Source organism: Pelagerythrobacter aerophilus, assembly GCF_003581645.1.
Classification (GTDB): domain Bacteria; phylum Pseudomonadota; class Alphaproteobacteria; order Sphingomonadales; family Sphingomonadaceae; genus Pelagerythrobacter; species Pelagerythrobacter aerophilus.
This window is the reverse complement of sequence record NZ_QXFK01000015.1, coordinates 151,578-170,667: the sequence shown is the minus strand read 5'-3', so window position 1 is coordinate 170,667 and position 19,090 is coordinate 151,578. Positions and strand designations below refer to the sequence as shown.

The 19,090-nt window shown below is 68.2% G+C and carries 20 protein-coding genes; 12 read left to right on the top strand and 8 right to left on the bottom strand.

Annotated elements, in window-relative coordinates; genetic code table 11:
* Positions 1 to 141: 141 nt before the first annotated feature.
* Complete coding sequence (locus tag D2V04_RS08060) at positions 142 to 414, top strand: HU family DNA-binding protein (protein WP_119512878.1); 273 nt, start codon at positions 142 to 144, stop codon at positions 412 to 414.
* A 109-nt stretch (positions 415 to 523) separates the two neighbouring features.
* On the opposite strand, the gene D2V04_RS08055 is transcribed toward D2V04_RS08060, so the two are convergent.
* Positions 524 to 2,377, bottom strand: a complete 1,854-nt coding sequence (locus D2V04_RS08055; RefSeq protein ID WP_119512876.1) for a DUF885 domain-containing protein — start codon at positions 2,375 to 2,377, stop codon at positions 524 to 526.
* A gap of 100 nt (positions 2,378 to 2,477) precedes the next feature.
* On the opposite strand from D2V04_RS08055, the gene D2V04_RS08050 reads away from it, so the two are divergent.
* The gene (locus D2V04_RS08050; RefSeq protein ID WP_119512874.1) at positions 2,478 to 2,690 is read left to right on the top strand and encodes a hypothetical protein; all 213 of its coding nucleotides are present in this window, start codon (positions 2,478 to 2,480) and stop codon (positions 2,688 to 2,690) included.
* Position 2,691: 1 nt separating this feature from the next.
* Here D2V04_RS08050 and D2V04_RS08045 read toward each other — a convergent pair whose 3' ends face one another.
* From D2V04_RS08045 to D2V04_RS08035, 3 genes are all read right to left on the bottom strand, one after another.
* Positions 2,692 to 3,369, bottom strand: a complete 678-nt coding sequence (locus D2V04_RS08045; protein ID WP_119512872.1) for a TonB family protein — start codon at positions 3,367 to 3,369, stop codon at positions 2,692 to 2,694.
* 149 nt (positions 3,370 to 3,518) lie between these two features.
* A complete protein-coding gene (locus tag D2V04_RS08040) occupies positions 3,519 to 3,989 on the bottom strand; it encodes a GFA family protein (protein ID WP_119512870.1) in 471 nt (156 codons plus the stop codon).
* Positions 3,990 to 3,994: 5 nt separating this feature from the next.
* A complete protein-coding gene (locus tag D2V04_RS08035; protein WP_119512868.1) occupies positions 3,995 to 4,651 on the bottom strand; it encodes an alpha/beta hydrolase in 657 nt (218 codons plus the stop codon).
* 177 nt (positions 4,652 to 4,828) lie between these two features.
* On the opposite strand from D2V04_RS08035, the gene D2V04_RS08030 reads away from it, so the two are divergent.
* The 3 genes from D2V04_RS08030 to D2V04_RS08020 all read left to right on the top strand — a co-directional run bounded on the left by D2V04_RS08030 (position 4,829) and on the right by D2V04_RS08020 (position 7,296).
* Positions 4,829 to 5,815, top strand: a complete 987-nt coding sequence (locus D2V04_RS08030) for a cysteine desulfurase family protein (protein ID WP_228766327.1) — start codon at positions 4,829 to 4,831, stop codon at positions 5,813 to 5,815.
* Positions 5,816 to 5,884: 69 nt separating this feature from the next.
* Positions 5,885 to 6,964 carry a cysteine desulfurase family protein gene (locus D2V04_RS08025; RefSeq protein WP_119512983.1) on the top strand — a complete coding sequence of 360 codons (1,080 nt, stop codon included), beginning with the start codon at positions 5,885 to 5,887 and terminating at the stop codon, positions 6,962 to 6,964.
* Positions 6,965 to 6,966: 2 nt separating this feature from the next.
* Positions 6,967 to 7,296, top strand: a complete 330-nt coding sequence (locus tag D2V04_RS08020) for a 2Fe-2S iron-sulfur cluster-binding protein (protein ID WP_119512985.1) — start codon at positions 6,967 to 6,969, stop codon at positions 7,294 to 7,296.
* Here D2V04_RS08020 and D2V04_RS08015 read toward each other — a convergent pair.
* The 4 genes from D2V04_RS08015 to D2V04_RS08000 form a co-directional block, all read right to left on the bottom strand.
* Positions 7,293 to 8,069, bottom strand: coding sequence for a hydrolase 1, exosortase A system-associated (locus D2V04_RS08015; protein WP_119512864.1), 777 nt, complete (start codon positions 8,067 to 8,069; stop codon positions 7,293 to 7,295). The genes D2V04_RS08020 and D2V04_RS08015 overlap by 4 nt on opposite strands.
* Positions 8,066 to 8,659, bottom strand: a complete 594-nt coding sequence (locus D2V04_RS08010) for an alpha/beta hydrolase family protein (protein ID WP_228766322.1) — start codon at positions 8,657 to 8,659, stop codon at positions 8,066 to 8,068. Before D2V04_RS08010 ends, D2V04_RS08015 begins: the two co-directional genes overlap by 4 nt.
* A gap of 95 nt (positions 8,660 to 8,754) precedes the next feature.
* Entirely contained in the window at positions 8,755 to 9,036 is a 282-nt protein-coding gene (locus tag D2V04_RS08005) for a phosphopantetheine-binding protein (RefSeq protein ID WP_119512860.1), read from the bottom strand.
* 62 nt (positions 9,037 to 9,098) lie between these two features.
* Complete coding sequence (locus D2V04_RS08000; protein WP_119512858.1) at positions 9,099 to 10,085, bottom strand: GNAT family N-acetyltransferase; 987 nt, start codon at positions 10,083 to 10,085, stop codon at positions 9,099 to 9,101.
* A 26-nt stretch (positions 10,086 to 10,111) separates the two neighbouring features.
* Between D2V04_RS08000 and D2V04_RS07995 the strand changes: the two genes are divergently transcribed.
* The 7 genes from D2V04_RS07995 to D2V04_RS07965 all read left to right on the top strand — a co-directional run bounded on the left by D2V04_RS07995 (position 10,112) and on the right by D2V04_RS07965 (position 19,088).
* Positions 10,112 to 11,638: an acyl-CoA ligase (AMP-forming), exosortase A system-associated gene (locus D2V04_RS07995; protein ID WP_119512981.1), complete on the top strand. Its 1,527-nt coding sequence runs from the start codon at positions 10,112 to 10,114 to the stop codon at positions 11,636 to 11,638.
* Complete coding sequence (locus D2V04_RS07990) at positions 11,635 to 12,861, top strand: pyridoxal-dependent decarboxylase, exosortase A system-associated (protein WP_119512856.1); 1,227 nt, start codon at positions 11,635 to 11,637, stop codon at positions 12,859 to 12,861. The genes D2V04_RS07995 and D2V04_RS07990 overlap by 4 nt, the downstream gene beginning before the upstream one ends.
* Before the next feature lie 172 nt (positions 12,862 to 13,033).
* Positions 13,034 to 13,678, top strand: a complete 645-nt coding sequence (locus D2V04_RS07985; protein ID WP_119512854.1) for an XrtA/PEP-CTERM system exopolysaccharide export protein — start codon at positions 13,034 to 13,036, stop codon at positions 13,676 to 13,678.
* Between the two features lie 16 nt (positions 13,679 to 13,694).
* A complete protein-coding gene (locus D2V04_RS07980; protein ID WP_119512852.1) occupies positions 13,695 to 15,215 on the top strand; it encodes an XrtA system polysaccharide chain length determinant in 1,521 nt (506 codons plus the stop codon).
* Between the two features lie 10 nt (positions 15,216 to 15,225).
* Positions 15,226 to 16,254, top strand: coding sequence for a capsular biosynthesis protein (locus D2V04_RS07975; RefSeq protein WP_119512850.1), 1,029 nt, complete (start codon positions 15,226 to 15,228; stop codon positions 16,252 to 16,254).
* A gap of 4 nt (positions 16,255 to 16,258) precedes the next feature.
* Positions 16,259 to 17,905 carry a preprotein translocase subunit YajC gene (locus D2V04_RS07970; RefSeq protein WP_119512848.1) on the top strand — a complete coding sequence of 549 codons (1,647 nt, stop codon included), beginning with the start codon at positions 16,259 to 16,261 and terminating at the stop codon, positions 17,903 to 17,905.
* Between the two features lie 13 nt (positions 17,906 to 17,918).
* Positions 17,919 to 19,088 carry an XrtA/PEP-CTERM system-associated ATPase gene (locus D2V04_RS07965; protein ID WP_119512846.1) on the top strand — a complete coding sequence of 390 codons (1,170 nt, stop codon included), beginning with the start codon at positions 17,919 to 17,921 and terminating at the stop codon, positions 19,086 to 19,088.
* The last annotated feature ends 2 nt before the right edge of the window (positions 19,089 to 19,090 follow it).

The window sequence follows — 19,090 nt, the reverse complement described above, 5'->3', positions numbered from 1 at the left end:
ATCGTGCCGGATCGCGGGCGCGTATCCGTATTCGGCGGGATTTGCCTTTGACAGCCTCGTCAAAAACGCGTTCAAATCGCTCCTTTCGGAGAGGCGATTCACCGAAACCGGTTTTCATCGAGACTTTAGGGGGTTCCCAGAATGAACAAGAACGATCTGATCAGCGCCGTCGCCGATTCCAGCGGTCTTTCGAAGAGCGATGCCTCGAACGCGGTCGAAGGCGTGTTCGATTCGATTACGAAGGCCCTGTCCAAGGGGGATGAAGTGCGACTGGTCGGATTCGGAACGTTCTCCGTCGCGCGGCGCAAGGCGTCGACCGGGCGCAACCCGCGCACCGGTGAGCCGATGACGATCAAGGCCTCCAATCAGCCCAAGTTCAAGGCCGGCAAGGGTCTCAAGGACAGCGTGAACTGAGCCATTCGCTCTGATTTCCCGGGCCGCACCTCGCGGCCCGGGCGACGAACACGCCGCGCCGTCACCTGACGAGCGCGGCGTTTCTGTTCCTACCTTTGGGCTAGGGGGTTCAGCCCGCCTTCGCCCGCTCGATATACCGGCCGACGTTCTTCGCCATGACGTCGAGCGGCGCATTGCCGCCGAGCACCACCGCGTCGTTGAACGCCTTGAAGTCGTAGGCATCGCCCAGCGCCTCCTGCGCGCGGGTGCGCTGGCGGACGATCTCGCTGTGGCCGATCTTGTAGCCGCAAGCCTGGCCGGGCCAGGAGCAGTAGCGGTCGACCTCACTCGCCACTTCGTCGGGATGCGAGCCGTTGCGCTCGACGAAGAACTGGCGGCCCTGCTCGCGGGTCCAGCGCTTGTGGTGGAGGCCGGTGTCGACCACCAGCCGGCAGGCGCGGAAGGCGAGGCTCTGGAGATAGCCGAGGCGGCCGACCTTGAAATCGTCGTAGGCCCCGAGCTCGTCGGCGATCTGCTCGGCGTAGAGGCCCCAGCCTTCGGAGAAGGCGCTGAACGAGAGGATCGAGCGGATCAGCGGCAGGCGGTTCGAATATTCGCCTTCCCAGACGTGCCCGGGGATCGTCTCGTGATAGGTGAGGTCCGCGAGGTCGTATTTGCGGTGCATGTCGGTCGAACGGAGATTGATCCACATCCGCCCCGGGATCGTTCCGTCCTTGCTCCCCGCGCCGCCATAGGCGCCCGGCGCGCCGGGTTCCTCGGCCGGGGGCAGGCGGCGGACTTCGAGGTTGGGATCGACCAGCGTGTTGAACGCGCGCGGCATCTGCGCGGTGATCCACTCGATTCGCTCGTGGATGAAGTCCATGATCTGCTTGCGGCCGGGATCGCCCTCCGCGAACTTGTAGCGCGGATCTTTCGCCAGTGCCCGCATCCGCTCGCCGACCGAACCCGAGGTGTACCCGATCTCCTTCAGGATCGGGTCCATCCGGCCATGCAGTTCGTCGAGCTCGTCGAGGCCGATCTGGTGGATTTCGTCGGGCGAGAGCGTGGTCGTGGTCGCCGCCTTCAGGCCCCAGGCATACCATTCCTCACCCTGCGGCCGCGCCCACATGCCGGCGTCGGACTTCGCCACCGCCCGCTCGGCCTTGAGTTCCTCGAGCTGGCGCTTGAGCGCTTCGGTGACCGGCCCGGTAACCAGCGGCCGTGCCTGAGCATCCCAGTCCCCCGCCAGGCTCGCTTCCTTCGCGCGCGTCACGAGCGAATCGACCATCGTGCCACCGCCGGAGGTCTCGGCGATCGACTGCTCCATCTGCGAGATTGCCGCATCGAGCAGGAAGTCGGGCGGCACAAGGCCCATGTCCCGCGCGGCCTTGATCCGCGCGAGCTCGCCGTCGAGCGCGGCTGGCAGCGCTTCGAGCCGAGCGACATAGGCCTCGGCATCGGCGGCCGTCTTCACCGGATGGCTGGTGTCCAGGAAGCGCGGCATGTCGAGGTAAGTGCCGACGTTCTGGATCACCACGTAAGGCGAATTGCGCCAGCTCCCCACCGCGACGTCGCCATAGGGCAGGGCGAACCCGTCGAGCGCGGTCGAATAGGCGCTCTCGACCACTTCGAAACTCGTCCGGGTGTCGGCGTCGAGCGAGGCGGTGTCGAACGCGCGCACGCGCGCGAGATCGGTGCGCAGCGTCTCGGCATAGGCCTTCTGGCCGGCCGGCGACTGGTCCTCGAGCTCGGCCCGCAGCGCGGCGTGCGCGCCGGTGTCGACGCCGAGGCTGGTCGCACGCTCGGGCTCGTGGCGCAGCAGGTTCCAGGCGACATCCTCCAGCAGCGCGGCGCCTTCGCCGGATTGCGTGGAGGCGGACTGGCTGAGCACGCGCTCGCATCCGCCGAGCGCGAGCAGGGAGGCGCCGGCGCCGAGGCCTGCAAGTGCCTGGCGGCGGGTGATTTCGGTGGTGATGTGAGTCATGCGCAATGTCTGGCGCGCGCTCGCCCGGCTGTCAAACCAACTGGCGGCGGGCGCGCGATGCGGTTAGGCGGAGCGGCGTTAGCGGAGGAGTATCGCGCACATGATGGGTACCGTACTGTCGATCGTCATGCTGGCGGGTCTGCTGCTGCTGCTCGGCGCGTTCGTGCTCTGGCGCCGGGGCGGCTCGCGCAAGCAGGTGCTGCTGATGGTGCTGCTGGCGGTGATCTGCTTCGTCAACATCGCGATCTGGACGGTGCCCGACGCCGGGGGCGAGGCCCCGCTCGACCGGGTCGAGCAGGGCCAGGCCGGATAGGTCAGTCCGGCAACTGCCAGGACACCGCACTCGACCAGGTCGCCGCGGTTTTCGCGCCAGTGCCGTCCAGGCCTGCCTCGAACCGCGCGCGGCGGGTGACGAGATCGCAAGTGGCCCGGTCGAGCTCGGAATGTCCGCTAGAGCCGGTGATCGTGCAGCTCTTCACCCGCCCGTCGGTGCCGACCTCGACCCGGAAGCGGGCGACGCCGGTGAGTTCGCGGTTGATCCAGCTACTGCGGTAGTCCGCGGTGGTTACCCACTGCCCCGGATCGTTGCGCGGGCGGGGTGCGACCGGATCGAACGCCGGTGTCGCCTGCGCGGCTGGCGTGGTCTCTGGCTTGGGGAACAGGTTGGGGACCACCTCGGGGATCGGCGGCAGCGGAACGTCGCGCACCTCGATCGGCGGCATTTCGGCGGTCAGGTCGAGCGGCGTCTGCGGAGCGTGGACGGAGGTCGGCGGTGTCGGCGTGTTCTCCGGCGTGACTTCGGGTTTGGGCGGGGGCAGGGGCTCGATCGGCACTTCCACGACCGTTTCGCCGGTCAGCCTCGGCACATCCTCGATCACCCCGGTGACCTGCAGGCCGACCAGCAGGGCGTAGGCGACTGCGCCGTGAACCACGATCACCCCGGCGACGGACTTCGCCCGGTCCCGCGGCGTGCGCGAATCGATATAGGCCATGTCGTTCTCCTCTCCTCGACGCGCCTCCGAGGATCGGGGCACGCCCTCACTGAGAAGAATGATACAACATAACTAATGTTCCAGCCAAGCGCTTTCGCGTTGCGAGGCGCAACCGGACTTAGGATCGGCGGAAAGCCGCCGTGCGGCAGTCAGTCGTGGTCCGGGTGCTGCCGGCTCGTACGCCGTATTGCGGCGGCCCATTCGGCGTTGTCGCCCGCCTCGGTCTCACCGCCGTCCTGGAGCGAGGGGAGCGTATCGAACCACGGCATGCGGGCCTCGGTCCCTATCTGCGACTGCGGGGCGAAGGCCGCGGGATCGTCGAGCGAGCCGATCGTCAGGTTCGTGCGCCCGTTTGCATGTGCATGGTAGAACAGCGGCGTGCCGCACTGCGCGCAGAAACCGCGTTCGACCCCGGCGCTGCTCTCGAACGTCGCGGGCGTACCACGCGTCCATTCCAGGGCGTCGTCCGGAGCGGCGACGAGCGCGGCGAACAGATTGCCGGTCGCCTTCTGGCACATGCGGCAGTGGCACAAGTGCGCGTTGTCGAGCATGGCCGTGGCGCGGTAGCGCACCGCGCCGCACTGGCAGCCGCCCGTTGCCGTGACCAGGAGCCGCTGCATCCCGGTCACTTGATCGGGCAGGCCGGATCCAGCCGGAAGTCGAGGTAGTTGTCGACCGACCCCATCAGATCCTCGATCTCGTTCTCGAAGAAGTGATTGGCGCGCGGGATTTCCTCGTGGTGGATCGTGATGTGCTTCTGCGTGCGCAGCTTCTCGACCAGCTTGGTCACCGCGCCGGGCTGCACCACGGTGTCGGCGGCGCCCTGGATGAAGATGCCGCTCGCCGGGCAGGGGGCGAGGAAGCTGAAGTCGTACATGTTGGCCGGCGGCGCGATCGAGATGAAGCCACGGATCTCCGGTCTGCGCATGAGGAGCTGCATGCCGATCAGCGCGCCGAAGCTGACGCCAGCGACCCAGGTGGTCTGCGCCTCCTGATGGATCGACTGCACCCAGTCGAGCGCGGCGGCGGCGTCCGACAGTTCGCCCACGCCGTTGTCGAAGCTGCCCTGGCTTCGCCCGACTCCGCGGAAGTTGAAGCGCAGCACGGCGAAGCCGCGGTCCACGAAAGTCTTGTAGAGCCGCTGCGTGATGCGCTCGTTCATTGTGCCGCCGCCCTGGGGGTGCGGGTGGAGGATCATCGCGACCGGCGCGCGCGGACGCGGCGGAGGAGAGAAACGGCCTTCGAGACGGCCTTCGGGGCCGGGAAAGATCACTGAGGGCATTGGGGAATCCTGCCGGAGATGTGGGTTCCGCTGCAGACCGGGTGGCGTGCGCGAAGTCGGTGGCTATATAGTGCGGCGACCCGAAATCGCAATTCTTTCGAGCATCGCCCCATCCCGGACCGCATCTATCTCGATCATGCCGCCACCACACCGCTGCGCCCCGAAGCGCGCGCGGCGATGGAGGAGGGTTTCGGTCTGTGGGCCAATCCCTCCAGCCCGCATGCGGAAGGGCGCAAGGCCAAGGCCGCGCTGGAGGACGCCCGGGCACGGGTCAAGGCAGCGCTTGGTTGGCCGGGAGAGGTCATCTTCACCTCGGGTGCGAGCGAGGCGCTGGCCATCGCCCTGCAGCGGGCGAAGGCCGATCGCCGGATCGTCTCGGCGGTCGAGCACGACGCGGTGTTCCGGGCGGCACCCGATGCTGCGGTGCTGCCTGTCCTCGCGGGCGAAGTCGATCCCGCCGCGCTGGACGCCGCGCTGGCGCAGCCTGGCCGTGCGGTCGTAGCGGTTCAGCAGGTCAATCCGGAAACGGGAACGCTCGTCTGGCCCAGCGATGCCGGCACGCTTCGGAGCCGTGTCCACGCGGCGGGCGCACTGCTGCTTGCCGATTGCTCGCAGTCCGCAGGGAAGCTGCCGCTGCCGGATGCCGACATGGTGGTCGTCTCGGCGCACAAGCTCGGTGGGCCGGTCGGTGTGGGGGCGCTGCTCGTGCGTGACTTCGCCATGCTCGAACCGGTCGGCGGGCACGAGCGGGGCTATCGCGCCGGGACCGAGAACCTGCCCACAATCCTCGGCTTTGCCGCCGCGCTGGAGGCAGGCAGGCTGGGCGGCTGGACGACCAGCGAGGCGCAGCGACAGTCGTTCGCCGCTGCTCTGGCTGATCGGCGGGTCATGCCCGGCGCGGTGCAATGCGGGCATATCCTCGCTCTCACGCATCCCGCCCTCAGCGCGCAGGCGCTGCTGATCCGGCTCGATGCCATGGGTTTCGCGGTCTCGGCTGGAAGCGCCTGCTCGTCGGGCACCCTGAAGAAGAGCCGCGTGCTCGAGGCCTTCGGAGTGGACGACGAGACCGCCGCCCGCACGATCCGCGTCAGTCTCGGCTGGAGCACGACGGCGGAGGAACTCGACCGCTTTGCCGAGGCCTGGGCGGAGCTGTCGAACGCATAATCCCTCACGTTTCGTCATCCGGCGTTCGCTGGGATGACGGAGAGCGCAATTGATGCCAAAGGGCGCCGCATGATCTATCTCGACTACCAAGCTACCACCCCGCTCGCGCCCGAAGCACGCGAGGCGATGCTGCGCTGGCTCGATGGCCCCGACAGCACCGGCTTCGCCAACCCGCACAGCCCGCATCGCATGGGCAGGCAGGCGGCGGCGGCGGTCGAGGTGGCGCGCGAGCGAGTCGCGGCGCTGCTCCCGCCGGGCGGCCGGGTGATCTTCACCGGCAATGCTTGCGAGGCGGTCAATCTCGCGATGCGCGGTTCGGCAGGCCGCCGGAAGGCCGGGATTGCCTGCTCAGCGATCGAGCACGCCTCGGTGCGCGACACGGCCCGGGCGCTCGGCCGGGTGACGGAGATTCCGGTCGACCGAGAGGGGCTGACCGATCTCGCGACTGAGCTGCCGGAGGATATCGGGCTCGTTGCCGTCATGTCGGTCAACAACGAGATCGGCACCGTTCAGCCGGTCGCCGAGTGGCACCACCGCGCACAGGAAAAGGGTGCGCTGTTCCTGTGCGACGCAGTCCAGGCCTGCGGCAAGCGGGAGATCGCCGGCGCCGACATGATTGCGATCAGCGCGCACAAGATGCACGGGCCCAAGGGTATCGGCGCGCTGTGGGTGCGTGATGGGCTGGAGCTCGATCCGCAGGTCACCGGCGGGCTGCAGGAAGGCATCCGCTCGGGCACGCTGAGCCCTGCGCTCTGCGCAGCCTTCGGCGCGGCGGCCGAGCTTGCGAAGGCGCGGATGGCGGAGGACGCCGCGCATATCGAAACGCTCTGGCGCCGTGCGCGCGAGCTGTTCGCCGACTGGACGCTCAACGGCAGCGCGGAGGCGCGCTGGCATGGCAACCTGAACATCCGCAAGGACGGGCTCGACGTCGCGCGGCTGATGAGCGACTGCCGCGAGGTCATGTTTTCTGCCGGGTCCGCCTGTGCCAGCGGCTCGGGCGCGCCGAGCCACGTACTGCGCGCGATCGGCCTCACCGATGCGCAGGCGAAGAGTTCGATCCGGCTCGGGTTCGGCCGCTACACCACGCTCGCCGAGATCGAGGAGGCCGCCGGTCTCATCAATGCGGCGGCGGAGGCGCAGGGCGTGTGAGCGTGCGCGTGCGCTTCGTCACGCCGCGGGGCCGCGTGGTAGAGGCCGAGGGCGAGGCGGGCACCCCGCTGCTGGAGGTGGCGCAGGCGGCCGGAATGCCGCTGGAGGGAACCTGCGAAGGGCAGATGGCCTGCTCGACCTGTCATGTGATCGTTGCCGCCGAATGGTTCGCTCGCCTGCCCGACGCGAGTGAGGACGAGGAAGACATGCTCGACCTCGCCGCAGGGGTTCAGCGCACGAGCCGCCTCTCGTGTCAGATCGTGCTTTCGGACGAACTCGACGGCCTGGAAGTCCGCGTTCCGGCGGAGAGCCGGGACATGAGCGTGATCTAGGCGCGCAACGCCGCGAGCAATTGCTGATAGAGCCACTCGCGCGCCTCGGGCTCGACATAGGCATGCGTCGCGCCCTTGCAGTAGCTCACGCGCTCGTCGGCCGAGTCCCAGGCGGAGGCAAAGGCCTGCGCGGTCCGGTCCGCGTCGGCCAGCAGAATTCGAACCGGCCCGTCGAATGCCTCCAGCCCGGCCTTCATCTCCTGCGCCAGTGAGCTGGGCGCCGACTTCGGCAACGCCGCCTTGGCGATCCCGCGCGCGAGCTTGCCGAGATCGACCTTGCCGGTGACGAGCCGCGCCAGCTCCTTCGGATTCTTCAGCTTCTCGGCATAGCGAGCCCGCACCGCCTCGGGCGGGGGGATGGCGTCGTCGTCGCCCTCGACCGTCCACGGATTGGAAAGCACCAGCGCGTCGAAACCTGCGCCCCTCGCGAGCATCAGCGCGCTGGCGGCGTCGCAATTGCCGAAGCCGATCACCCGGTTCATCTGCGGTGCAATGGCCCGGAAGGCGTCGAGCGCGGCGACGATGTCCTTGCGGCTCTTGCGAAAGCCGCGGTTCTCGCCCTCGCTGTCGCCGACGCCGCGGCGGTCGAAGCGGAACACTGGGAAGCCCGCCTTCTGGATGCGTGCGGCGAGCTGCGCCTGGCCGGAGAATGCACCCGAGCGGATCTCGTTGCCGCCGCTGACCATCAGCAGGCCGATCGAGGCGGGCGCCGTGTCCAGCGTCCCGGCCAGTATCGAGTCCTCGCACGCGAAAGTGAGCGGTAGGCGCTTCATACCGTGCTGATGCCCATCGCGACGGCTGCCGCCAGCGTATCGGCCTGCTCCGGCGCTTCGTCGGGCTCAGCGCGCAGCCACAGGCCGCCTCCGCCGATTGTTCCCTGATCGATCTCGACCTGAGCCGAGTCAGGCTGCGGCGCGGCGTCCTCGAGCTGCGCGAACAGCTTGGCGCCGAGCGGCCAGCCGGCCAGCTCCACACCTTCGCGTCGGCCGAGTTGCTGAAGCGCCTCGATCGTCTCCTCGCGGCCGGCCTCGCGCGCAGCGATCGTGCGGGCGCGCAGCATCGAGCGCAGCACCTGCCGGCCAGCGACAGGGGCGTAATTCCAGCCCGGCATTTCGGGCGGAGCGGCCAGCACCCCGCCGCGCAGGGTCAAGACATGGGTGGCGGAGAAATGCGCCGCGGCAGCCATTGCGCACGCGCGCCAGTGGTCGAGCGACTGCGCGTCCAGTGGCTGGCGGCTCTCGTTGCAGCCGGGGAGGTCGGGCAGCGCCGAGTCGATCCCTGCCGCATCGAGGCGCTGCATGACCTCCACGGTCAGCCGCCGCAGCTTGTTCGCCTCGTCGAACAGGGCGGGCAGCACGAGCACGCGCGCGGCGCGCTTGCCGCCGAAGGTGAGCGCGATTTCCTCGTGCGTGCCGCCCCCGATGCTCGGGCAGGGCCAGGTCGTGAAAGCACGTCCCGTCAGTTTTCGACGACTTTCGCCTCGGCAAAGGCGAGCAGCCCGCCGTAGGTCTCCAGCATTTCGCCATCGACGTCGTCATCCTCGATGATGATGTCGAGGCGGTCTTCCATCTCGGTCAGTAGGCCGGCGACGGCCATCGAATCGAGCTCGGGCAGATGGCCGAACAGGCCGGTGCCGCCATCGAAGCGCTCGACCCGTTCCGCATCGAGCCCGAGCACGTCGCGCAGAATCGCGCGCAACTTTGTGTCGATATCGCTGCGGCTTGGCGCAAGTTCGGTCATATTCGGGCTCGTCCCCTGAAATTTGGCCCTGAAATTTGGCTCTGCAATTCGGCGCGCCGCCCTTAGCCTCGCCCGGAAGCGGGTGCAAGGCGGCGAACGAAGCGCTTGGCCAGCGCGGGCCAGGCGCGCGGCTGCCGGGGATCGAGGCAGTCGAGCCGGAAGCGCGGGCGGACGATCTCCATCCAGTCCGCCTTGTAGCCGTCGTTACCGGTCCCGAAATCGACCAGCGCGACACGGTCGCGGTCGATCACGTGTTCGAACAGCGCAGCGGTCAGCGTGGTGCCGGCCGAGAGTTCCTTGCGGCTTTCGAGGTGAGCGAGCTTGTGGATGTAGGCGGTGCCGTTCTCGACCGTCCAGAACTGCGCAGCCACCGGTTCGCCCTCATGCCGTGCGACCGCAAGGCGGATACGGCCCGCTTCTCCCTCAGCCTCGGCAAAGCGGCGAAGCAGGTCGGGCGTGCCTTCCTCGGGCTTCCAGCTTTCGGCGTAGATTGCCTCGTAAGCCGCCCAGTCGGCCGCGTCGAAGTGTTCGCGTATGGTGACTTCGACCTTCTTCGCCTTGCGCTTGAGTGTCGTCCGCATCCGGCCCGGCCGCGACGCCCAGTATTCGGCGAAGCTGCGCCCGTTCACCTCGAGCACGTGATTGTGATCGCATTGCTCCCGCGCGACCAGCCAGCCCGCCTTGCGGAATGCCCGCTCGAGCCGGGTGGCGGAGCCGTCCTCGTCCGGCACCGGCCATAGCGTGACGCGGTGTGCCTGCCGCTTGAGATCGCGGGCAAGGCCTGCAAGCAGCTGCTCCGCCTGCGGCCCGTCCGGCGTAAGCTGACGCCAGGTGAAGCTGTACCAGTTGCGCAGCGGTTCCAGCCGGCCGTTGGCGCGGGTGAGCGCAAGCGCGGCGGTCCTCTCCTCGTCCCGCGCCAGCGCGATGAAGGGGCTGATCCCGCTCTCGGCCAGCAACGCGAACCACTCGGGCCGCTCGAAGGGCGAGGACGCCTGTTGGATCGTCCCTTGCAAGACGTTAACCTCATCGTGATAGCTGGCGGCGATCACTTCCTATGCGTTCCTCGAAAGCTCAGATGTCCCTCGCACCAGACCCAGTCCCCCGGCCGCTCGACCATCTCGCCGAACGTGGTGAGCCGGATGCACCCGCGCTGGTGCTGCGCGAGGGCACGCTTACCCACAAGGACTTAAGAACCCGTGTCGCTCGCATGGCGGCATGGTTGCAGAGCCAGGTACCCGGGCGCGGGGAGCGGGTGGCGAGCTGGGCGGCCAAGGGCGAACTGACCTGTCTGCTGCCGCTCGCCTGCGCACGCGCCGGGCTCGTCCATGTCCCGATCAACCCGCTGCTCAAGCACGCGCAAGTCGCGCATATCCTCGCCGACAGCGGCGCGCGCCTGCTGCTCGCGACCGAGGCACGGTTGAAGACGCTGGAGCAGGGCGATCTGCCCGGGCATTGTCGCGCTTTGGCGGAAGACGGCGCCCTCGCGGCAATCGGGGCGTTCGAGGGTTCGCTGGGACCCTCCGAGGCCGATCCGGACGAGCTTGCCGCCATCCTCTACACCAGCGGTTCTACCGGACGCCCCAAGGGGGTGATGCTGAGCCACGCGAACATGTGGCTTGGGGCGGTCAGTGTGTCGCACTATCTCGGGATCGCGAGCGACGACGTGACGCTCGCGGTCCTGCCACTGTCGTTCGACTACGGGCAGAACCAGCTCCTCAACAGTTGGTACGCGGGCGCCTGCGTGGTGCCGCTCGACTATCTCTTTCCGCGCGACGTTGCGAAGGCCTGCGCGCGCCATGGCGTCACGACGCTGGCTGCAGTGCCGCCGCTGTGGGTGCAACTGACCGATCTCGACTGGCCGGCAGATGCGGTGGCGCCTCTGCGACGCCTGACCAACACGGGCGGTGCGCTGACCGTCGATCTCGTGCGAGATTTGCGCGATATCTTCCCGCAGGCACGACTTTTTCCCATGTATGGCCTGACTGAAGCCTTCCGTTCCACCTACCTCGATCCGGCGCTGGTCGATACGCATCCAACCTCGATGGGTAAGGCGATCCCCTTTGCCGAAATCCTCGTGATCGGCGACGATGGCAAGGTTACTCCAGCTGGCGAGGAGGGCGAGCTGGTGCATTGCGGCCCGCTCGTCGCGCAAGGTTACTGGCAGGATGCCGAGCGGACGGCGGAGCGGTTCAAGCCCGCTCCGGCGGAATCCGAATATGGCGGCACGGCCGTGTGGTCGGGCGACCGCGTCCGACGCGATGCGGACGGGTTCCTCTATTTCGTCGGCCGGCGAGACGCGATGATCAAGAGCGCGGGCAACCGGATCAGCCCGCAGGAAATCGAGGACGCGGCGATCGCAACCGGGCTGGTGGCCGAAGCGGTCGCGCTCGGCGTGCCCGATGAACGGCTGGGCCACGCCGTGCACCTTGTCGTACGCGCCGCTGCCGGGGCGGACGATGCCGAGGAGCGGCTGCCCAAGGCGCTGGCGAAGGACCTGCCCAACTTCATGCAGCCCAAGGTCATCCACTGGCGCGAGGCGCTGCCGACCAATCCGAACGGCAAGCTCGACCGAACTGCCATTGCACGGGGGATCGTAGGATGAAGCCTCTTGGTCCCATTCCGGACGGTTTTGTGGCAGTCGACGGCGAACTCGCCATCGGTGGGCGCAAGGCAAGCGATCTGGTCGCGGAGGCAGGGGCGACGCCCCTGTTCGTCTATTCGCGCGACATGCTGCGCGGCCGGGCGGCGGCCCTGCGGGACACCATGCCCGAGCGGCTGGGGATCAACTACGCGATCAAGGCCAATCCTCACGCGCCCGTGCTGGAATTCATGGCCGGACTGGTCGACGGTTTCGATGTCGCGTCGGCGGGCGAACTCGCGAGGCTTGGCGAGGCGGGCATCGATCCCGCATGGGTGAGCTTTGCCGGTCCGGGAAAACGCGACGAGGAACTTGAGTTCGCGATATCAGCCAGTTGCACGATCAACCTCGAATCTGAGGGAGAAGCACGACGCGCGCTGGCAATCGCCGAAAGGCGCGGAGTTCGGCCTCGCCTGGCGATCCGCGTGAACCCCTCATTCGAGCTGCGCGGATCGGGTATGAAGATGGGCGGCGGCGCCAAGCAGTTCGGGATCGACGAGGAGCGAGTGCCCGCTCTCGCGCGCAAGATCATTGCAGCGGGCGCGGAATGGCGCGGGCTGCACATTTTCACCGGCAGCCAGGCGCTCGACGCCGAGGCGATCATCGAGACCCAGGCCAACGTGCTTGCACTGGCCGACCGGCTCGCGGGCGAGATCGGCGCGGCCTTGCCCAAGCTCAACATGGGCGGCGGCTTCGGCATCCCCTACTTCAATGGCGACACGCCGCTCGACATCCAGGCAGTCGGCGCGGCGCTCTCCGATCGCTTCGCGGAACTGCCGGACAACCTCGCGGCAACCGAGCTTTGCATCGAACTCGGTCGCTATCTCGTGGGCGAGGCGGGGGTCTATCTGACCCGCATAATCGACCGGAAGATCAGCCACGGCCAGACCTTCCTCATCACCGACGGCGGCCTGCACCACCAGCTCGCCGCCTCGGGCAACTTCGGCACCGTCGTCCGCCGGAACTATCCGCTGGCGATCGCAACGCACTTCGACGCCGTGCCCGAGGAAGAGGCCAACGTCGTCGGATGCCTGTGCACGCCCCTCGACCGGCTGGCCGACCAGGCCCACCTGCCGCGCGCCGAGGTTGGCGATCTCGTCGCCGTGTTCTGCGCCGGAGCCTACGGTGCGACGGCATCGCCGGCGGACTTCCTCGGCCACGGTCCCGCGCGGCAGATGCTCGTTTAACCTTTTCGCCCTGGCTGTCCCGTATCGGGACCGTCCGTCAGAAGGCGAAGAAGGCTAATAGTATTTTCACCCTTTTTGGCGAGGAAGCGTCCCTTGAACCGCGGGTGCGGAAAGGGAGGTCGCTCCTCCGCTCCGCATGTCGTGCCCGCAAGACAGGCAAGGACGTGCATCGATGCCCATCGCCCGACTTTCCAAAGCGCTCGCCGGCACCGCGCTGGCAGCTTTCTCGCTCGCAGGCTGCGCCGGCGGTGGCGGCGCGCAGCTGCCCCCCGCTTCGTTCGTCGCGATGCAGGAAGGGCCGGGCGAGGAATATGTCATCGGGCCGCTCGATGAGTTGACGATCCACGTCTGGCGTAATCCCGAACTGGGCGCGGAGAAGATCCAGGTCCGCCCCGACGGGCGCATCACCACACCGCTCGTCGCGGACATGCCGGCGGTCGGCAAGACGCCGGCGATGCTGGCCGAAGATATCCGCCTGCAGCTCTCGCAGTATATCGAGGAGCCGCTGGTCTCGGTGATCGTGACGCAGTTCGCCGGCACGTTCAGCCAGCAGATCCGCATCGTCGGCGCGACGGAACAGCCCGCCTCCATCCCTTACCGTGCGAACATGACGGTGCTCGACGCGATGATCGCGGTCGGCGGCCTGAGCGAGTTCGCCGCCGGCAATCGTGCCAAACTGATCCGCTTCGACAAGCAGGCCGGGCGCCAGCGCGAATTTGCGCTGCGGCTCGGTGACCTGCTCAAGGACGGCGACAGCCGCGCCAACGTCATGCTCCAGCCGGGCGACGTGATCATCATCCCCGAAAGCATGTTCTGAGAAAGGCGCCGGGCGGATGAACGAGGTCTTCGAGGAACTGCAGGCGGCGCTCTATTCGGCGTGGCACCGGCGCTGGCTGGTGCTCGCGATCGCCTGGGGCGTGTGCATCCTGGGATGGTTCGCCGTCGCGATGATCCCCAACACCTATGAATCGAAGGCGCGGGTCTTCGTCCAGCTTGACGACGTACTCGCGCAGCAGATCGGCGTCGCCAGTGCCGGCAAGGACGAGATCGAGCGCGTGCGCAAGACGCTCCTCAGTTCGGTCAATCTCGAGAAGGTCGTGCGTTCGACCAAGCTGGGCGAGGGTGTGACCACGCCGTCGCAGATGGAGCGCGCGGTCGGCAGTCTGGCCGAGAAGATCAAGGTGGTGAGCACCGAGGGCAATCTGTTCGAGATCACCGCACAGATCGGCAAGTCCAGCCTTTCCGATGCGGAGAACGCCGCTCTGGCGCAGGATGTCGTGCAGAAAATGATCGATATCTTCCGCGAGGAAAACATCGCCGGGAGCCGCGGTGAGCTGGCCGAGACGCTGATCTTCATCGAACAGCAGCTCGAAGACCGCAAGCGCGAGCTCGAGGCGGCCGAACAACGGCGCCTCGCGTTCGAGGCCCAGCATCCCGACCTGGTCGGTGGCACGACCTCGCTCTCGACCAAGGTCCAGACGCTTCGCGCGGAAATGCGCGGCGTCGATGCAGACCTCGCCGCGGCGCAGAGCGCGCTGGCCGCGATCCAGGGGCAGATCGCCGGCACGCCGCGCACGCTGGTGACGGCGGGTGAGGCCGGCGGCGCGCGCGGCGCGCTGATGCAGGCCCGCTCGCAGCTCGCAGGGCTCCAGGCGCGCGGCCTGACCGACAACCATCCCGACGTCGCCGCGCTCAAGCGGCAGATCGAGTTGCTCGAACGGCAGGCGGCACGCGAAGGACCGAATGCTTCGGGTACCGCAAACCCCGCCTACAGCTCGCTGGTCGCGATCCGCGCCGAGCGTGAGGCCAATGTCCAGGCGCTGATGGCGCGCAAGGCGGCGCTGCAGGCCGATCTCACCGGTATGATGGCGATTCAGGCCGACGAGCCCGCGGTCGCCGCCGAAGCCAACCGGATCAGCCGCGACTACGAAGTGCTCAAGCAGAAGTACGACGAGCTGCTGCAGAACCGGGAAGAGATGCGGCTGCGCAGCCAGGTGGAGAGCGAGCGTAGCTCGTTCCGCTTCGAAGTGGTCGATCCGCCTTCGACGCCGCGCGCACCCGCTGCGCCCAATCGCCCGATCCTGCTGATCGGGGTGCTGATCCTGGGGGCCGGTGCCGGCGTTGGCGTTGCCTTCGCGCTCAGCCAGGTACGCTCGACTTTCGCCACCGGCGCCAAGCTCGAACGGTCGCTCGGCCTGCCGGTGATCGGAACCATTTCGCACACCTTCACCGACGCGACGCGGGCGATCGCACGCAAGCGGATGAAGATGTTCGTCGCCGGCTGCGCCTCGCTGGGCGGGCTCTGCGTGCTGCTGCTGGCGGTCGAGTTCGTCCAGGTCGGCATGGTCGGGTGAGGAGGGGGACATGACCGAACACAAGAAGATTCCCGTCCCGCCCGAGGGGCCCAAGGAAAGCTCGTTGCTGGAGCGTGCGAGCGGCGCGTTCGGCTTCGACCCGTTCAAGGCCGCGCCGGTGCCGCATCGGCTGCCTGATGCCCCGCTGAAGCACGCGAAGGTGCGTCGGACGGAAGAGGCCGCCGCTCCGAGCGGCCCCACGCCCGAGCCCGCTGCCGAGCCACAAGCGGAGAAGCCTGCGCCCGAAACCCTTCCCACACCTGTTGCACCGTCGCAGGTGGTGGTCGAGCGGCAGGTCGGCGCGGTCGCCCTTCAGGGAAAGCGCTTCCCGGTCGACCGGGAACTGCTGCGCGAACAGGGCCTGATCGTCCCCGACGGCGCGGTGAACGCGCTGATGGAGGAGTTCCGCATCGTGAAGCGCCGCGTGCTCGAAAGCGCGCATGCGGCGGGCACCGCGCGCTCGCGCCGGATCCTCGTCTGCTCGCCGCATCCGGGGGAAGGCAAGACCTTCTGCGCCAGCAATCTCGCGATCGCGCTCGCGGCCGAACGCGACAGCGAGGTCCTGCTGATCGACGCCGATTTCGCCAAGCCTTCGATCCTCTCGACGTTCGGCCTGCCCAAGGGCCCGGGCTTCATGGATTGCCTGGCGAACGACAACGTCCCGCCCGAAGACCTCGTGATCGGCACCGACATCCCGGGCCTGTGGGTGCTCCCCGCTGGCAACCAGACCAATGCCGACAGCGAATACCTCGCCAGCCGCCGCACCGCTGAGGTGCTCGACCGGCTGAGCATGGGCGCGCCCAACCGCATCCTGATCTTCGATTCGCCGCCCGCGCTTGCGGCCTCCCCGGCGGCCGAGCTCGCCAAGCACGTCGGCCAGGCGATCCTGGTGGCCCGTGCGGATTCGACGGCACAGAGCGCGCTCGAGGACGCCGCCGAGCTCCTGTCCGGCTGTCCCGACGTCAAGCTCGTGCTCAACGCCGCACACTTCAGCCCCAGCGGCCGCAAGTTCGGCACCTACTATGGCTACGGGGAGTAAGGCGATGACCCGCACTTTCCTCGCCCCGGCCTGCGCGATTGCCGCACTCGCTCTGGCGGCGCCGGTCTGCGCGCAGCAGACGGCGACCGAGGAAGCGAGCGAAGGGCGCGGCGACCGGCGTGTCAGCGTCGAGCCCTATATCGAGGCCTCGCAGGTCCTCGTCGCGGAGCTTTCGCCGGGCGACGATACGGTGACTTACACCCAGGTTGCCGCGGGCGTGGACGCCAGCGTGACGGGCCGCAACAACGGTGGCTCGGTCTCGCTGCGCTACGAACGCAACATCGGTTACGGCGATGATGCACTCGATTCCGATACGCTGAGCGGCATCGCGCGCGGCTATGCGACGATCGTGCCCCGCGCGCTGACCGTCGAAGGCGGGGCGCTCGCCGCGCGCACGCGGGTCGACGGCAATGGCGGCGCGACGCTCAACCCGCTGGTCGGCGACGACAGCGAGAGCCGCGTCTACTCCGCTTATGCCGGACCCAACCTCCACACGAGCGCGGGCGATGTCGAGATCAACGCCAACTACCGCATCGGCTACACCCGCGTCGAAGCGCCGGACGCGGTGGTCGTCACGCCCGGCGCCGCGCCGGTCGACGTGTTCGACGAGAGCGTGGTCCACGCCGCGGGCTTCCACGTCGGAACGCGCCCGGGCGAGCCGCTTCCGGTCGGCCTGGGCGTCGGTGGCGGCTGGGTGCAGGAAGACGTCTCCAACCTCGACCAGCGCGTGCAGGACCGCTTCGTGCGCGCCGACGTGCAGGTGCCGGTGTCACGCGACCTCGCGCTCGTCGGCGGCGTCGGGTACGAAGATGTCGAGGTATCGAGCCGCGACGCGGTGCGCGATGCCGACGGCGTTCCCGTGGTCGGCAGCGACGGTCGCTTCGTCACCGACGACAGCGTGCCCCGCCGCATCGCCTACGAAGCGAACGGCCTGATCTGGGACGTCGGCGTCATGTGGCGCCCGAGCACGCGCACCGCGCTCGAGGCGCATGTCGGCCGGCGTTACGATTCCACCACCTACTACGGCACGTTCGCCTGGGCGCCGAACTCGCGCAGCAGCGTCAACGTCGCGGTTTACGACACGATCTCCGGCTTCGGCGGGCTGCTCAACACCGCGCTTGCCAACCTGCCGATCCAGTTCACCGCCGCGCGTAACGCGCTCAGCGGAGACTTCACCGGCTGCGTCGGGGGCGAGGAGGGCGCGAGCTGTCTCGCCGGCGTGCTCGGCTCGGTGCGCTCGGCCGTGTTCCGCTCGCGCGGCATCGCGGCGAGCTACGGCGTGCAGCTCGGCCGGATCAACACCGGCGTCGGCGCAGGCTATCAGCGGCGCAAGTTCATCGCCGCACCGGGCACCGTGCTCGCCTCGGCCAATGGTGTGGTCGATGAAGCCTACTGGGTCAGCTACTACCTGTCCGCGCAGCTCGGCCGTAACGCGGGCTTCGACGCCAACGCCTATGCGAGCCGGATCGACAGCGGCTTTGTCGATAGCGGCGAGGTCCTCGCACTCGGCGCATCGGCTGCCTACCGCCGCGCGATCACCGACAGCCTGTCGGCCCGCGCCGCCGTGGCGATCGACCACCTGGATAGCGACGCGGCGATCGAGAACTACACCTCGGCCTCCGCACTGCTCGGCCTGCGATACGATTTCTGAGGGGTTTGAAGCGATGTTCGACGACTTTTACGGGCTAACGGGTCGCCCCTTCCAACTGACCCCCGACCCCAATTTCTATTTCGAGAGCACGACGCACCGTAAGGCGCTGTCGTACCTCGGCTACGGCATGGCGCAGGGCGAGGGCTTCATCGTCATCACCGGCGAGGTCGGCGCGGGCAAGTCCACGCTCGTCGCGCATCTGATGCAGAAGATCGATCGCAACCACATGACGGTCGGCCAGGTGGTCACCAGCAACCTCGACGGCGAGGAACTGGTCCACGTCGTCGCGCAGAGCTTTGGCCTCGATGTCCAGGGGCACGACAAGGCCAGCGCGCTCGGCGCGATCGAGAGCTTCCTGCATGAAGAGGCGCGCGCGGGCCGGCGCTGCATGCTGGTGGTCGACGAATCGCAGAACCTCAGCGTCGAGGCGCTGGAAGAGCTGCGGATGCTGTCGAACTTCCAACTCGGCGCGCACCCGCTGCTGCAGACGCTGCTGCTCGGCCAGCCCGAGTTTCGTCAGGTGCTCGCCGAGCATCAGGATCTCGAACAGCTCCGCCAGCGCGTGATCGCCGCCCATCACCTCGAGCCGATGGAGCCGGGGGAGATCGAGCCCTACATCAAGCACCGCCTCGAATGCGTCGGGTGGCAGGGCAATCCCGAGTTCGACCAGCGTGTCTTCGCCGAACTGCACCAGGCGGCCGGCGGCATTCCGCGCAAGGTCAACCAGGTAGCCACGCGGCTGCTGCTGCTTGGTGCGGTCGAGCAGCGCACGCGGATCGACAGCGCCATGCTCAGCGCCGTGCTCAAGGAAATGCAGAGTGACAACGCCTTTCCCGAGGCGGCACCGAGCCCGCTGCCGAAGCTTGCCCCCGCGCCCGGGCCGGGCCCGGTCAAGCACGCCGTCTATCCCGAGGCCGCGCAAGCAGCGCCGGGGCAGGCGCCTGCGGTGGATTTCGAGGCCATGCTGGCCGAACGCGACGCGCAGATCGCGGAACTGCAGCAGGCGGTGATCGAACTGTCGCAGGCGGCGGAGCAGGACGACGGCGCACAAAGCGAGGAACTCGTGGCCCGCATCGACGCCTTCGGGCGGCGGCTGGACGAGCAGGAGCGCTCGGTGCGCGAGGTTCTTACCATGCTGATCGAGTGGGTCGAAACCGGGCAGCTCCCGCGCGCCGCGGCCTGAGG

Excerpts from the sequence above, each read along its gene's own strand:
- D2V04_RS08060 (WP_119512878.1), top strand. The coding sequence starts at position 142 with ATGAACAAGAACGATCTGATCAGCGCCGTCGCCGATTCCAGCGGTCTT.
- D2V04_RS08055 (WP_119512876.1), bottom strand. The coding sequence starts at position 2,377 with ATGACTCACATCACCACCGAAATCACCCGCCGCCAGGCACTTGCAGGC.
- D2V04_RS08050 (WP_119512874.1), top strand. The coding sequence starts at position 2,478 with ATGATGGGTACCGTACTGTCGATCGTCATGCTGGCGGGTCTGCTGCTG.
- D2V04_RS08045 (WP_119512872.1), bottom strand. The coding sequence starts at position 3,369 with ATGGCCTATATCGATTCGCGCACGCCGCGGGACCGGGCGAAGTCCGTC.
- D2V04_RS08040 (WP_119512870.1), bottom strand. The coding sequence starts at position 3,989 with ATGCAGCGGCTCCTGGTCACGGCAACGGGCGGCTGCCAGTGCGGCGCG.
- D2V04_RS08035 (WP_119512868.1), bottom strand. The coding sequence starts at position 4,651 with ATGCCCTCAGTGATCTTTCCCGGCCCCGAAGGCCGTCTCGAAGGCCGT.
- D2V04_RS08030 (WP_228766327.1), top strand. The coding sequence starts at position 4,829 with ATGGAGGAGGGTTTCGGTCTGTGGGCCAATCCCTCCAGCCCGCATGCG.
- D2V04_RS08025 (WP_119512983.1), top strand. The coding sequence starts at position 5,885 with ATGATCTATCTCGACTACCAAGCTACCACCCCGCTCGCGCCCGAAGCA.
- D2V04_RS08015 (WP_119512864.1), bottom strand. The coding sequence starts at position 8,069 with ATGAAGCGCCTACCGCTCACTTTCGCGTGCGAGGACTCGATACTGGCC.
- D2V04_RS08005 (WP_119512860.1), bottom strand. The coding sequence starts at position 9,036 with ATGACCGAACTTGCGCCAAGCCGCAGCGATATCGACACAAAGTTGCGC.
- D2V04_RS07995 (WP_119512981.1), top strand. The coding sequence starts at position 10,112 with ATGTCCCTCGCACCAGACCCAGTCCCCCGGCCGCTCGACCATCTCGCC.
- D2V04_RS07990 (WP_119512856.1), top strand. The coding sequence starts at position 11,635 with ATGAAGCCTCTTGGTCCCATTCCGGACGGTTTTGTGGCAGTCGACGGC.
- D2V04_RS07985 (WP_119512854.1), top strand. The coding sequence starts at position 13,034 with ATGCCCATCGCCCGACTTTCCAAAGCGCTCGCCGGCACCGCGCTGGCA.
- D2V04_RS07980 (WP_119512852.1), top strand. The coding sequence starts at position 13,695 with ATGAACGAGGTCTTCGAGGAACTGCAGGCGGCGCTCTATTCGGCGTGG.
- D2V04_RS07975 (WP_119512850.1), top strand. The coding sequence starts at position 15,226 with ATGACCGAACACAAGAAGATTCCCGTCCCGCCCGAGGGGCCCAAGGAA.
- D2V04_RS07970 (WP_119512848.1), top strand. The coding sequence starts at position 16,259 with ATGACCCGCACTTTCCTCGCCCCGGCCTGCGCGATTGCCGCACTCGCT.
- D2V04_RS07965 (WP_119512846.1), top strand. The coding sequence starts at position 17,919 with ATGTTCGACGACTTTTACGGGCTAACGGGTCGCCCCTTCCAACTGACC.